The organism is Prescottella soli (genome assembly GCF_040024445.1).
Classification (GTDB): Bacteria; Actinomycetota; Actinomycetes; order Mycobacteriales; family Mycobacteriaceae; genus Prescottella; species Prescottella soli.
This window is the reverse complement of the sequence record NZ_CP157276.1, coordinates 4,917,531-4,931,280: the sequence shown is the minus strand read 5'-3', so window position 1 is coordinate 4,931,280 and position 13,750 is coordinate 4,917,531. Positions and strand designations below refer to the sequence as shown.

The following is a 13,750-nucleotide window of genomic DNA, read 5'->3' as shown; positions in this document are numbered from 1 at the left end:
CGACCTACTTCTTGGGGAGCTTGAGCTGCGACAGGTCGATGCCCTCGAGCCCCGGAGGCAGCTCGTCGAGGCCCTTGGGCATGCTCGACAGGTCCGGGAAGCCGGCGGGCATGCCGCCCGGCATACCGGGGAATCCGCCCGGCATACCACCGGGGAAACCGCCCTTGATCTTCGGCTGCGTCGGGCCCTTGCCGCCCTTCTTGCCCTTCTTGCCCTTCTTGCCCCGCAACTGCTTGCGGGCGCCGGGCATGCCCATCCGGCCGGCCATCGCGGCCATCATCTTGCGGGCCTCGAAGAAGCGGTCGACGAGCTGGTTCACGTCGGAGACCTTGACGCCCGAGCCGTTCGCGATGCGCAGGCGGCGCGACGCGTTGATGATCTTCGGGTTCTCGCGCTCGGCCGGCGTCATGCCGCGGATGATCGCCTGGATCCGGTCGAGCTGCTTCTCGTCGACGTTGGCGAGCGCGTCCTTCATCTGACCGGCGCCCGGCAGCATGCCGAGGAGGTTGCCGATCGGACCCATCTTGCGCACGGCCATCATCTGCTCGAGGAAGTCCTCGAGGGTCAGCTCGCCCGAGCCGATCTTCGCGGCCGTGGCCTCGGCCTGCTGGGCGTCGAACACCTGCTCGGCCTGCTCGATGAGGGTGAGCACGTCGCCCATGCCGAGGATGCGGCTGGACATGCGGTCGGGGTGGAAGACGTCGAAGTCCTCGAGCTTCTCACCGGTGGACGCGAACAGGATCGGCTCGCCGGTGATCTCACGGACGCTCAGCGCGGCACCACCGCGGGCGTCGCCGTCGAGCTTGGTGAGCACGACACCGGTGAAGCCCACACCCGACTTGAACGCCTCCGCGGTGTGCACCGCGTCCTGACCGATCATCGCGTCGAGCACGAAGATCGTCTCGTCGGGCTGGACGGCGTCGCGGATGCCCGCGGCCTGCGCCATCAGCTCCTCGTCGATGCCGAGACGGCCGGCGGTGTCGACGATGACCACGTCGTACTGCTTGGTGCGGGCCTCGTCGACACCGGCGCGGGCGACCTCGACCGGGTCGGCCGCCGAGATACCGAGCGGGTTCTCGCCGCCGCCGATGGACGTGCCCGGGTGCGGCGCGAACACGGCCGCGCCGGCGCGCTCACCGACGATCTGCAGCTGACTGACGGCGCCCGGACGCTGGAGGTCACACGCGACGAGCAGCGGCGTGTGGCCCTGGTCCTTCAGCCACTTGGCGAGCTTGCCGGCGAGGGTGGTCTTACCGGAACCCTGCAGACCGGCCAGCATGATCACGGTCGGCGGGGTCTTCGCGAACTGCAGGCGGCGGGTCTCACCACCGAGGATGCCGACGAGCTCCTCGTTGACGATCTTGACGACCTGCTGCGCCGGGTTGAGCGCGGCCGAGACCTCGGCGCCCTTCGCGCGCTCCTTGATCTTCGCGATGAAGGTGCGGACGACGGGGAGCGCGACGTCGGCCTCGAGGAGCGCGAGACGGATCTCGCGGCAGGTGGCGTCGATGTCGGCTCCGGAGAGTCGACCCTTGCCACGCAGGTCCTTGAGGGCTCCGGTCAACCTGTCGGAAAGGGATTCGAACACCGAGTGCGCTCCTGAGCTCTGTGCTGGCCTGGTAGCGGGCCGTGAACATTCTCCGACCAGGGTAACCGTTCGATCGGGTGATACCGCGCGGCAACCCTGGCCGGAAGCGCGAACGCGGGGGGCGTCAGGCGGTCGACTCGGCCGCGGCGTCCTCCTTCTTCTTCGGCTCCGGGGCCGGCACCACGGCCAGGATCGCGCGCTCGAGTCGTACGCGGTGTGCGCGGGTGTCGGCGTCGGCCAGCTGGATGCAGAACGCGTCCACCACGGACGAGCCGAGCGTGCTCGCCTTCGCCCAGCGCACGTCCGCGCCGTGCCGCTCGAAGACCCGCGCCAGTCGGCTGAGCAGGCCCAGCCGGTCCTCGGCACGCACCTCCACGATCGCCTGGCCCGGCTCGGCGGCACCGCCGCTGTCGGCGTCGAACCAGATCACGCGCGGCGGCGCCTGCGCGTACTGGACGGGCACGGCCGCCGCCGTGCGGTCCTCGAGGGCCTGGTTCTCGCGGCTCTCCCGTTCCTTCGTGTCGAGCTGGTCGAGGACGTCGATCTCGCCCCCGACGGCCCGGATGAGTTCCTGACGCAGCAGCCCGGCCTGGGGCGGGGCGCCGAACCTCGGGGCCACGACGAACGAGTTGATCGCCGACTCGCCGTGGTGGCCGAGCGACGCCGACAGCACCCGCAGCGAGTTCAGCGCCAGCACACCCGCCTCGTGCGACAGCAGGCCGGGCGTGTCGGGCGCGACGACCGTCACGACGTAGGTGTGGGCGGAGCCTCCCGGAACGAGTGCGACGTGCACGCCGCCTTCGGCCGCGAGTTCGGCGAGTTCGGGGTCGACGGGATCGGGCACCGGCAACGGCTCCCCCGCCATCGCGAGCCGACACCGCCGCACCAGCTCGCCGATGAGCGACGACTTCCAGTCGCCCCACACTCCCGGCCCCGTCGCGAGCGAGTCCGCCTCGGCGAGCACGTGCAGCAACTCGAGCAGCGCCGGGTCGCCGCCGAGCTTGTCCACCACCATCTGCACGGTCGTCGGGTCGTCGAGGTCGCGTCGGGTCGCCGTCTGCTGCAGCAGCAGGTGGTGGCGCACCATCCCGGCCAGCAGCACGATGTCGGACGGCCACAGCCCCAGCCGTCCCCCGATCTGCGCGGCCAACTCGGCGCCGACCTCGCTGTGGTCGCCGCCGCGGCCCTTGCCGATGTCGTGCAGGAGCGCGCCCAGCATCAACAGGTCCGGCCGCGCGACACGGGTCGTCAGGGCCCCGGCCTGCGCCACGGTCTCGACGAGATGCCGGTCGACCGTCCACGTGTGCACGGCGTCGCGCGGGGGCAGGTCCCGCACGGCCCCCCATTCGGGCAGCAGCCGCCCCCACAGCCCGGTGCGGTCGAGGGCCTCGATGGTCGGGACGGCCCGGTGACCGGAGCCCAGCAGCACCAGGAAATCGCTCAACGCACCCTTGGGCCACGGTTCCCGCAGTTCGGGGGCGCTGTCGGACAGCCGGCCCAGCGTCGACGCCGAGATCGGCACACCGGTCGCGGCGGACGCGGCCGCGACCCGCACCACCAGCCCGGGGTCCCGCTTCGGGCGCGCGTCGCGCGCCAGCACCAGTTCGCCCGACTGCTCGACGACCCCCTCGTCGATCGGCCGACGCATCGGCACCCGGCGCAGCTTCGACAGTCCCCGCCGCGGCAGCGAGTTGTTCGCGGTCCGCAGTCCCACGTCGACCGAGTAGCCGATCGTCCGGGCGCAGTCGCTGAGCATGCGGGCCAGGTCGAACCGGTCGCCGATCCGCAGCGCGGCACCGATCTCGTCGGCGTCCTGGGCGCGCAACTGGTCGCGGGAGCGGCCCGCCACCCGGTGCAGTTCGGTGCGGACGTCGAGCAACCGACGGTGCGCGAGCGCCAGGCCGCCCCCGGGGGTGGCCGGTCCCAGGCCCGGCATCCCGTCGGTGAGCTGCGCGATGGACAGCGCGTTGAGGAGTTGGACGTCGCGCAGGCCGCCGCGGCCGTTCTTGATGTCCGGTTCGGCGCGGTGCGCGATCTGGCCGCTGCGCGCCCAGCGCGTCTGCGCCTGCTCGACGAGTTCGTCGAAGCGCGAACGGATTCCGGTGCGCCACTGCCGGCGCACGCCGCCGATCAGCAGGTGACTCAGCTCGACGTCACCGACGATGTGCCGGGCCTCGAGCATGCCGAGGGTCGCGGTGAGGTCGGACGCCGCCACCTGAAGTGCCTGCGGCACCGTCCGCACACTGTGGTCGAGCTTGATGTGCGCGTCCCACAACGGGTACCACAGCTGATCGGCCACCTTGGAGACGAGCGCCGGGTCGACGTCGTCGTGCAGCAGGATCAGATCGAGGTCCGAGTACGGCATCATCTCGCGTCGGCCGAGTCCGCCGACCGCGACGATCGCGAACCCGGAGTCGGGCCGGATGCCGAGTTCGTTTCCCTTTGTGGTGAGCCAGAATTCGTGCAGATCGACCAAAGCGTGCCGCAGCGACACGGCGTCGAGGCGGTGCTGACGGGTGCCGCCCGCCAGCAACTGTTCACGGGCCCGCGCGAGATCGCCCGCGTCGCCCGGATGGGTCGTCTCCGGTCCGTGAGACCCGGACGGCCCCGACCCCGCCGCCGTGACGGCGACAGGATCAGGGCCGTCGAATCCGGACCCCTGAGGGTCAGATCGCATCGCCACCTCGTTCCCCGGTTCGAACCCTGACAACCGATTCGACCGGTGTGACCCAGACCTTTCCGTCACCGATCTTGCCGGTGCGGGCGGCCTCGACGATGACCTCGACGACCTTGTCGACGACCGAATCCTCGACGACGACCTCGACGCGAACCTTGGGCACGAAGTCGACCGAGTACTCAGCCCCGCGATAGACCTCGGTGTGGCCCTTCTGCCGTCCGTACCCCTGGACCTCGCTGACCGTCATGCCGAGTACGCCGGCCTGTTCGAGTCCGGTCTTGACGTCCTCGAGAGTGAACGGCTTGACGATTGCGGTGATCAGCTTCATGTCCTATGCCTCCCTGGCAGCAACGGTGATGGGCGCCGGCGTGCGTCCCTGGACCGGGCTTCCGGCGAGCGCGACGAAGTCGTAGGCGCTCTCGGCGTGTTCGCTCTCGTCCACGCCGCGAGCCTCGGCCTCTGCGCGAACCCGCAGTCCGATCGTGGCCTTCACGATAAGCGCGATGACCCCTGTAGCGATGAAGGAGTAGATGAGCACGGCGCCCGCGCCGACCGCCTGACGCCACAACTGGTCGAATCCGCCGCCGTAGAACAGCCCGTTCACACCGGCCGGTGCGCCCTCGGTTGCGACCACTCCGACCAGCAGCGTGCCGACGAGACCACCGACCAGGTGGACACCGACCACGTCGAGCGAGTCGTCGTAGCCGAAGCGGTACTTGAGGCCGACCGCGAGGGCGCACAGCGCGCCGGCGGCGACACCGACGACGATCGCGCCGACGATATCCACCGACGAGCAGGCCGGGGTGATGGCGACCAGACCCGCGACGATGCCGGACGCGCCGCCGAGGGTGGTGGCGTGCCCGTCGCGGAGCTTCTCCACCAGCAGCCACGCGAGCATCGCGGCGCAGGTGGCCACGACGGTGGTAACGAACGCGGCGGCGGCGACCCCGTTCGCGCCGAGCGCGGAGCCCGCGTTGAAGCCGAACCAGCCGAACCACAGCAGCGCGGCACCGAGCATCACGAACGGCAGGTTGTGCGGCCGGAACGGCGTCTTGGGCCAGCCGCGACGCTTGCCGAGCATCAGGGCCAGCACCAGGCCCGCGACACCGGCGTTGATGTGCACCGCTGTGCCGCCGGCGAAGTCGATGACCTTGAGCTTGTTGGCGATCCAGCCGCCGGTCTCGGCGGTCACGCCGTCGAAGGAGAACACCCAGTGCGCGACCGGGAAGTACACGATCGTCGCCCACAGTCCGGCGAACAGCAGCCAGGCCCCGAACTTCATGCGATCGGCCACCGCGCCCGAGATCAGGGCGACGGTGATGATCGCGAACATCGCCTGGAAGGCGACGAACACGAGAGCCGGGATGGTGCCGACCAACGGGATGGCCACGGCCGCGCCCGTATGCGCGTCGGCGAGGTACTGACCGCCGAACAAGCCCTTGAGTCCGAAGAACTCGGTCGGATCCCCGACGACTCCGCCCTTGTCGTTACCGAAAGCCATGGAGTAGCCGAACAGCACCCAGAGAATGCCGACGACACCCATCGCGCCGACGCTCATCATGATCATGTTCAGCACGCTCTTCGCGCGGACCATGCCGCCGTAGAAGAACGCGACGCCCGGCGTCATCAGGAGCACCAGCGCGGCGCTGGTGAGCATCCACGCGGTGTCCCCGGTGTCCGGGGCTCCGATGGTGGGAAAGTCCACGGTGAGCCTCCTCGTCATTCATGTCGTGACAGTCGTGCCGTACTGAAGAGAAGAGTGCTCACACGGTGTTTCATTCGTGGTTTCGCTGAGTTTCGGATAGGTGAACGGATCGGCGGGTTGTGTTGCAGTCGGGTTTCGCGGCGTCACCGAATCCGGCCGAAGCGTTCGAAACCACCGAAAACGCCGCTGCCCGGCCCCTGAGACAGGGACCGGGCAGCGGCGTGTGAAGGACTCTCAGCCGAGCAGCGCGTCGACGAATGCCTCCGGCTCGAAGGGGGCCAGATCGTCGGCGCCCTCGCCGAGACCGACGAGCTTGACCGGCACACCGAGCTCGTTCTGGACCTGGAAGACGATGCCACCCTTGGCGGTGCCGTCGAGCTTGGTGAGCGCGACGCCGGTGATGTCGACGACCTCGGCGAACACGCGGGCCTGCATGAGGCCGTTCTGTCCGACGGTGGCGTCGAGGACCAGCAGGACGTCGTCGACGGCGGCCTTCTTCTCGACCACACGCTTGACCTTGCCGAGCTCGTCCATCAGGCCGGTCTTGGTGTGCAGACGTCCGGCGGTATCGATGACGACGACGTCGACGCCGTCCTCGATGCCCCGGGCGACCGAGTCGAACGCGATCGCGGCCGGGTCGCCGCCCTCCTTGCCGCGCACGACCTCGGCGCCCACCCGCTCGGCCCACGTCTGCAGCTGGTCGGCCGCGGCGGCGCGGAACGTGTCGGCGGCACCGAGCAGGACGCGGCGGCCGTCGGCGACGAGAACACGGGCGAGCTTGCCCGTCGTGGTGGTCTTGCCGGTGCCGTTGACGCCGACGACCAGCAGCACGGCCGGGTGGTCGCCGTGCGGCACCGCGTGGATGGAGCGATCCATCTCGGGGTGCAGCTCGTCGATGAGGACCTCACGCAGCAGCGCGCGCGCCTCGGCCTCGGTGCGCACACCGCGCGAGGCCATCTCCGCGCGCAGACGCTCGACGACCTTGGTGGTGGTCGCGGTGCCGAGGTCGGCGATCAGCAGCGTGTCCTCGACCTCCTCCCACGAATCCTCGTCGAGGTCGCCGCCGCCGAGCAGACCGAGCAGGCTCTTGCCGACCGCGTTCTGCGACCGCGACAGCCGGCCGCGCAGGCGATCCAGCCGGCCCGCGGTGGGCGCGATCTCCTCGATGACCGGGGCGGGTGCCGCCTCCGGCTCGGCCGGGGCCACGGGCTCCGCGACGGGTTCCGCCTCGACGACCGGCTCCGGCTCGGCAACGGGAGCCTCAGGTTCCGCGACGGGAGCTTCGGGCTCGACGGCCGCCGGTTCCTCGACGACCGGCTCGGGAGCGACCGTGGGCTCGGCCGGGGCGACAGGCGCCTCCGGCTCGGCGACGGGCGCCTCCGGCTCGGCGACGGGCGCCTCCGGCTCGACGGCGGGGGCCTCCGGCGGGGCGACCGGCTTCGGCTCCTCGACGACCGGTTCGGGAGCGACCGCGGGCTTCGCCTCGGGGGCGGGCTCGGGCGCGGCCGGCGGAACCGGGGGCGCGACCGGCGGCACCGGCAGGACCGGCGGCGTCTTGGGGGCGGCCGGGGGCACCTTGGGCGGCGCGGTGGCCGTCGGTCCCTGGCTGAAGTTGAAGCCGCCACCGGCTTGATAACCGCCCGAACGGTCCTTCGGCTTCTCCGTCAGCTCGGGCTTCTCGGGCGCGGCGGTGAGGCTGATGCGGCGGCGCCGGGCGATGGTCAGGCCGACGACGAGCGCAACGATCAGGACGGCCAGTACGGCCGCTATTGCTATCCAGGCTCCGGTAGTCACCCCAACATCCTGTCAGGCTGCTCGAGGCTGTGACGTCCGCGGGCGAGTCGGCCGGGGCGCGTCGGCGGTCCGCATGTGGCACTCGGGGTGCGATCGCGAGTGCCACATGCGGACTCGGCGCTACAGCAGTTCGGCGATCTCCTCGGCGATCTGCTCGGGGGTGACGGTCGGTTCGAAGCGGCGGACGACCTCGCCGTCGCGGTCGACGAGGAACTTCGTGAAGTTCCACTTCACCGCGTCGGTGCCGATCGCTTCGGGGCTGGTCTTGCTGACGTGCTCGAACAGGAAGCCGTGATCGGGGCCGAAGTCACCGGGAGCCGCGGCACGCAGGTACTGGTAGAGCGGGTGGGCACCGTCGCCGTTGACCTCGATCTTGGCGTACACCGGGAAGGTGACGTTGTAGTTGACGCTGCAGAACTGCTGGATCTCGGCGTTGTCACCGGGCTCCTGGTCCCCGAACTGGTTGCACGGGAAGCCGACGATCTGCAGTCCGCGGTCCTTGTTGGCCTGGTAGAGCGCCTCGAGTCCCTCGTACTGCGGGGTGAGTCCGCACTTGCTCGCCACGTTGACGATCAGCAGCAGGTTGCCCTGGTTCGCGCTGAGGTCCTCGGTGGCCCCATCGGCGGTCTGGACGGGGAAGTTGTGGGCGTTCATCGGTTCTCCCATGTAGTTCGGGTGTGGACGTGCGGGGTGCACGCACGTGGGTGATGGTCCCGGAATTACCCGGCAACCAGGTCATGTCCGCGTAGTCGCTGCGAGATGACGGTGGTGATGCCGTCGCCGCGCATGCTGACGCCGTAGAGCGCGTCGGCGACCTCCATCGTCGGCTTCTGATGCGTGATCACGATCAGCTGCGACTTCTCGCGCAGCTGCTCGAACAGACCGATCAGCCGACGCAGGTTGGTGTCGTCGAGCGCGGCCTCCACCTCGTCCATGACGTAGAACGGCGACGGCCGCGCCCGGAAGATCGCGACCAGCATCGCGACCGCGGTGAGCGACTTCTCGCCACCGGACAGCAGCGACAGCCGCTTGACCTTCTTGCCGGGCGGCCGGGCCTCGACGTCGATGCCGGTGGCGAGCATGTCCGACGGGTCGGTGAGGACGAGCCGGCCCTCGCCGCCGGGAAACAGCGTCGCGAACACCTCGACGAACTCCCGCTCGACGTCGGCGTAGGCCTCCGTGAACAGCTGCAGGATGCGGGCGTCGACGTCGGCGACCACCCCGAGCAGGTCCTTGCGCGCGTTCTTGACGTCCTCGAGCTGGGTGGACAGGAAGTTGTACCGCTCCTCGAGGGCCGCGAACTCCTCGAGCGCGAGCGGGTTGACCTTGCCGAGGGTCGCCAGGTCCTTCTCGGCGCGCTTGGCCCGACGTTCCTGGGTCGCGCGGTCGTACGGCTGCGCGGTGGGCGCCACCACCTGTTCGCCGCGTTCGCGTGCCTGCTCGTACTCGGCGATCTCCAGCTCCGACGGCGGCAGCGGGATGTCCGGGCCGTACTCGGCGATCAGGTCGTCGGGCGCGATCGCGTGCTGCTCGAGGATCGTCTCCTCGAGCTGCTCGATGCGCAGCGCGGCCTGCGCGCGCGCCACCTCGTCGCGATGTACCGCATCGGTGAGCGCGGACATCTGCGCGGTGAGCTGTCGGACCTGCTCCTTGAGCGCCTCGACCTGCTCGGCGTGCGTCGTCCGCAGCCTGGTCAGCTCGTCGCGGTGCGCCGCCGCCGCCGCGACGACGCGTTCGAGTTGCGCGGCCACCCGCTCGCCGGCCTGGGCCACCGCGGCTGCGACGGCCGCCGCCTGCTGCCGCGCCCGCAGCGCCCGCTCCGCGCGGGCCCGCGCCTCTCGCTCGGCCTGAGCCGCTCGGCGCAGCGAATCCGCCTTGCCGCGAACGGATTCCGCACGCTCCTCGGCGGTCCGGACCGCCAACCGGGCCTCGACCTCGACGGCGCGCACCTGCGCGAGCGCCGCGGCCGCCATCTCCCGCTCGGCGTCGCTGCTGCCGGTGCCCGCGAGATCGGCCGGGTCACCGCCGGGCTGCTCCTCCTCCGCGCGGCGCAACCGCTCCTCGAGTTCGGCGAGCGACGCCAGGGTCTCCCCCCGACCGCCCTCGGCCTCGGCCCGCTGCGCGACGAGCCTCTCGGACTCGGCGCGCGCGCCGCGCACGACGTGCCCCAGCCGCCCCAGCTGCTCGTAGACCGCGGCCATGGTCGCGTCGGATTCGTGGAGCGCGGCGAGGGTCTGCTCGGCCACCTCGGCGCGGTCGCCCTGCTCGGCGACGGCGCCGGCGAGCGCCGCCGACAGTTCCTGCGCCCGACGCTCGGCGTCGGCGAGCGCCGCCACCGACGCGTCGATCGCGGCCTGCACCTCGAGCGTGCTCGGTCGACGGTCGGAGCCGCCGGTGATCCAGCCGGGGCCGACTAGGTCGCCGTCGCGGGTGACGGCGCCGACACCCGATACCGAGGCCACCAGCGTCACGCCGTCGGTCAGCGAGTCGACCACGGCGACGCCCCCGAGCAGCGCCACCACGCCGGCGCGCACGGCGTCCGGGCAGTCGACGACGTCGAGGAGCCACCGCGCCCCGGAAGGCAGATCGGATCGTGCTGCCGGCATGGACGTTTCGACACCGAACAGGAGGGACGCCCGTCCACCGTCGCCGTCCTTGAGCGCCTGGACGGCGGTCGTGGCGGCGTCCGCCGACTCGGCGGCGATCGCGTCGGCCGCGGGACCTAGGACGGCGGCGACGGCGGCCTCGAAGCCGGGCTCAACGTGCAGCAGCTCGGCCACCGGACCGGCCAACCCGCGGTCGCCGTGGTGCTCGAGCAGCCACGCGCCGCCGTCCTTGCGTTCGAGCCCGATCGAGAGCGCGTCGATGCGGGCCCGCAGCGATGCGACCTCCTGCCCGGCGTCACGCTCGGCGGTCCGCAGTTCCGCGACCCGTTCGGTGACGAGATCCAGTGCGGCGACGGCCCGCTCGTGCTGCCCGTCGAGCCCGACCTCGCCGGCGTCGAGATCGTCGACCGTGGCCTCGACGGCCTCGAACTCCGCCTGCGCGACGTCCCCGCGCTGCCGGGCCTCCTCGATCGCGACGTCCAGACGCGACACCTCGGCGTCCACGGATTCGGCGCGGGTTCGCAACGTCTCGACCTGCCCGGCGAGCCGCGCCAGCCCCTCCCGCCGGTCCGCGACCGCGCGGACCGCGGCCAGGTGGGCCCGCTCGGCCTCCGCGGCGACCTCCTCGCGGTCGGCGAGCTCTTCGCGCGCGGCCTCGAGCGTCGCGCGGGCCACCTCGATGGCCGCGACGAGTTCGGCCTCCTCCTGCGCGATCCGCTCGGCCCGGGCCTCCATCTCGTCCGGGTCCTGACCGCGTCCGGCCACCGGCTCGGCCTCGAGGTGCCGCGCGCGTTCCTGCGCGATGCGGATGGTCGCGCTCACGCGTTCGGCGAGCGCCGACAGTTGGAACCAGGTCTGCCCGGCCGCCTCGGACTGCGGGGCGAGCCGGGCCAGGGCCTGTTCGTGCCCGCCGAGCTCGCCGGTGGCCGCGTCGAGTGCGGCCTGCACGGCCTCCTGCTGCTGCCGGGCAAGCTTCTCGTCGTGCGTCTGGTTCGCGAGCTCGGCGCGGCGGGTGACGAGGTCGTCGGCGGCCAGACGCAGCCGCGCGTCCCGCAGGTCGGCCTGCACGGTCTGTGCCCGGCGCGCCACCTCGGCCTGCCGGCCGAGCGGCTTGAGCTGACGGCGCAGTTCGGCGGTGAGGTCGGTGAGCCGGGCGAGGTTGGCCTGCATCGCGTCCAATTTGCGGACGGCCTTCTCCTTGCGCCGGCGGTGCTTGAGGACGCCAGCCGCCTCCTCGATGAAGGCACGCCGCTCCTCGGGGCGCGATTCGAGGATCGCGGCCAGCTGCCCCTGTCCCACGATGACGTGCATCTCGCGGCCGATGCCGGAGTCGCTGAGCAGTTCCTGCACGTCCATCAGCCGGCACGAGCTGCCGTTGATCTCGTACTCGCCGGCGCCGTCGCGGAACATGCGGCGGGTGATCGAGACCTCGGAGTAGTCGATCGGCAGGGCACCGTCGGAGTTGTCGATCGTGAGCGTGACCTCGGCACGCCCGAGCGCCGCCCGACCCGCCGTGCCGGCGAAGATGACGTCCTGCATCTTGCCGCCGCGCAGCGCCTTGGCGCCCTGCTCCCCCATCACCCAGGTGAGCGCATCGACGACATTCGACTTGCCCGACCCGTTGGGGCCGACGACGCAGGTGATCCCGGGCTCGAACCGCAGAGTCGTCGCGGACGCGAAGGATTTGAAACCCTTCAACGTCAGACTCTTCAAGTGCATGACGGTGGACTTTACCGGCGGATCAGCGCTCGACGAATCCGGAAAGTCCCCCGCGCGCCGCGCCGAAGTGCTCGACGACCAGCGTCACACTCCCGGGCGTCTGCCCGGACCGCAGCAAACCCAGGAGTCGTTCCAGCGCGTCCCGCGACCCCTCCGCGATGACGAGCACCCGGCCGTCCGCATGGTTGGTGGCGTGGCCCGCCAGCCCGAGTTCCAGCGCGCGGGCCCGCGTCCACCACCGGAATCCGACGCCCTGGACGTAACCGTGTACCCAGGCGGTGAGGCGTTCGGTCGCGCCGGTGTCGTCCATGCCGCCCATTATCGGACGGGCGGTCGATCGACGAAAACCCGGATGCCTGCCCGATTCGTCGTCTTTGTGAGGCGAATCATGTTGTGACGAGTCGGTTTCGGAGTGCGACCGCCCGCAACAGCGCGAACATGGACGGGCTGCACGATCCGATGCCGACGACAGGAAGACACCCCATGGAACCGAGCAAGGCGTTCAGAGCCGTCATCGTCGGGGGCTCCGTCGGGGGTCTCGCAGCCGCCCACGAGCTGCGGGCCGTCGGCGCCGAGATCGCCGTCTACGAGCGCTCGGCAGGCAGGATGGAGGCGCGCGGCGCCGGGATCGTCATGCAGCCCGAGGTGGAGGCGCTCCTCGTCGGCCTCGGCACGTCGGCACGAGCGGTCAGCGTCGAGCTGCGGGAGCGCCAACGGCTCCACCGCGACGGCAGGGCCGAGCGATACGAGGCCCCCCAGCTGATGACCGCGTGGGACGCGCTGTACCGGACGCTGCGAGAACCCCTTGCCGGGGTCTGCTACCGCCTGGACAGCGCCCTGAAACGGGTCCGAGTCGAGGCCGGCGAGGTCACAGCCGAGTTCGCCGACGGGCACACAGCGCAGGGCCACTTCCTCGTCGGCGCCGACGGAATCGGCTCGGCGACTCGCCAACTGCTCGATCACGCCGTGCACCCCTCGTACGCCGGTTACGTGGCCTGGCGGGGGCTGGAGCAGGAGTCTGCCCTGCCGGGCGATCTGCTGGAGCTGCTGACGGGCCGGTTCACGTTCTTCGGTTCGGACGGCCTACAGATGCTGTGCTACCTCGTTCCCGGCCCCGAGGGCCAGCTGGCCGAGGGCTCCAGACGCGTCAACTGGGTGTGGTACACCAACGTGCCCGAGCACGCTCTACCGAGACTTCTCGACAGCCGATCCGGGAAGTCGTACACGACGTTCCTGCCGCCCGGAGAGATGCTGCCGGAAACCGCCACGGAGCTCGCCGCCACCGCGGATGCATCGCTTCCACCGCAATTCGCGCAGCTCGTAGAGCGCTCCGAGGTCTTCATGCAACCCGTGTTCGATCTTCGTCCTCATCGGATGGTCGCCGACCACGCCGCCCTGATCGGCGACGCCGCCGGAACGGTCCGTCCCCACACTGCCTCCGGAACCTCCAAGGCGTTCGGGGACGCGGCCGGGCTTGCGGCGGCCCTGCACGGCTGGGCGCCCGGCCAGAACCTGCCCGCCGCGCGTCTGGCGGACTGGGAGCGGGAGCGACTCACCCACCTGGTCATGCTGTCGCGCGCCGGGATCGACCTCGCCAACCGGTCGTCGCTCGGAACCGCAACCGGACGACGCTTTTTCGTTCCTCGGTGACGACTCTTCGA

At 71.0% G+C, this 13,750-nt stretch carries 9 protein-coding genes; 1 reads left to right on the top strand and 8 read right to left on the bottom strand.

The window, feature by feature from the left end; translation table 11 throughout:
- Positions 1–4 precede the first annotated feature (4 nt).
- The 8 genes from ffh to ABI214_RS22890 all read right to left on the bottom strand — a co-directional run bounded on the left by ffh (position 5) and on the right by ABI214_RS22890 (position 12,399).
- Positions 5–1,588 carry a signal recognition particle protein gene (ffh, locus tag ABI214_RS22925; protein ID WP_348604737.1) on the bottom strand — a complete coding sequence of 528 codons (1,584 nt, stop codon included), beginning with the start codon at positions 1,586–1,588 and terminating at the stop codon, positions 5–7.
- A 124-nt stretch (positions 1,589–1,712) separates the two neighbouring features.
- Complete coding sequence (locus ABI214_RS22920; protein WP_348604736.1) at positions 1,713–4,265, bottom strand: [protein-PII] uridylyltransferase; 2,553 nt, start codon at positions 4,263–4,265, stop codon at positions 1,713–1,715.
- Positions 4,255–4,593, bottom strand: a complete 339-nt coding sequence (locus tag ABI214_RS22915) for a P-II family nitrogen regulator (protein ID WP_005512103.1) — start codon at positions 4,591–4,593, stop codon at positions 4,255–4,257. The genes ABI214_RS22920 and ABI214_RS22915 overlap by 11 nt, the downstream gene beginning before the upstream one ends.
- Before the next feature lie 3 nt (positions 4,594–4,596).
- Complete coding sequence (locus ABI214_RS22910) at positions 4,597–5,988, bottom strand: ammonium transporter (protein WP_408586328.1); 1,392 nt, start codon at positions 5,986–5,988, stop codon at positions 4,597–4,599.
- 216 nt (positions 5,989–6,204) lie between these two features.
- Positions 6,205–7,764 carry a signal recognition particle-docking protein FtsY gene (ftsY, locus tag ABI214_RS22905; protein ID WP_348604734.1) on the bottom strand — a complete coding sequence of 520 codons (1,560 nt, stop codon included), beginning with the start codon at positions 7,762–7,764 and terminating at the stop codon, positions 6,205–6,207.
- Between the two features lie 120 nt (positions 7,765–7,884).
- Positions 7,885–8,418, bottom strand: coding sequence for a glutathione peroxidase (locus ABI214_RS22900; protein WP_348604733.1), 534 nt, complete (start codon positions 8,416–8,418; stop codon positions 7,885–7,887).
- Positions 8,419–8,483: 65 nt separating this feature from the next.
- Positions 8,484–12,089 (bottom strand): chromosome segregation protein SMC, encoded by a 3,606-nt coding sequence (gene smc / locus ABI214_RS22895; protein WP_348604732.1) that lies wholly within the window; start codon positions 12,087–12,089, stop codon positions 8,484–8,486.
- A gap of 22 nt (positions 12,090–12,111) precedes the next feature.
- Entirely contained in the window at positions 12,112–12,399 is a 288-nt protein-coding gene (locus ABI214_RS22890; RefSeq protein ID WP_348604731.1) for an acylphosphatase, read from the bottom strand.
- Positions 12,400–12,572: 173 nt separating this feature from the next.
- On the opposite strand from ABI214_RS22890, the gene ABI214_RS22885 reads away from it, so the two are divergent.
- Complete coding sequence (locus ABI214_RS22885) at positions 12,573–13,739, top strand: FAD-dependent monooxygenase (RefSeq protein ID WP_348604730.1); 1,167 nt, start codon at positions 12,573–12,575, stop codon at positions 13,737–13,739.
- Positions 13,740–13,750: the final 11 nt, after the last annotated feature.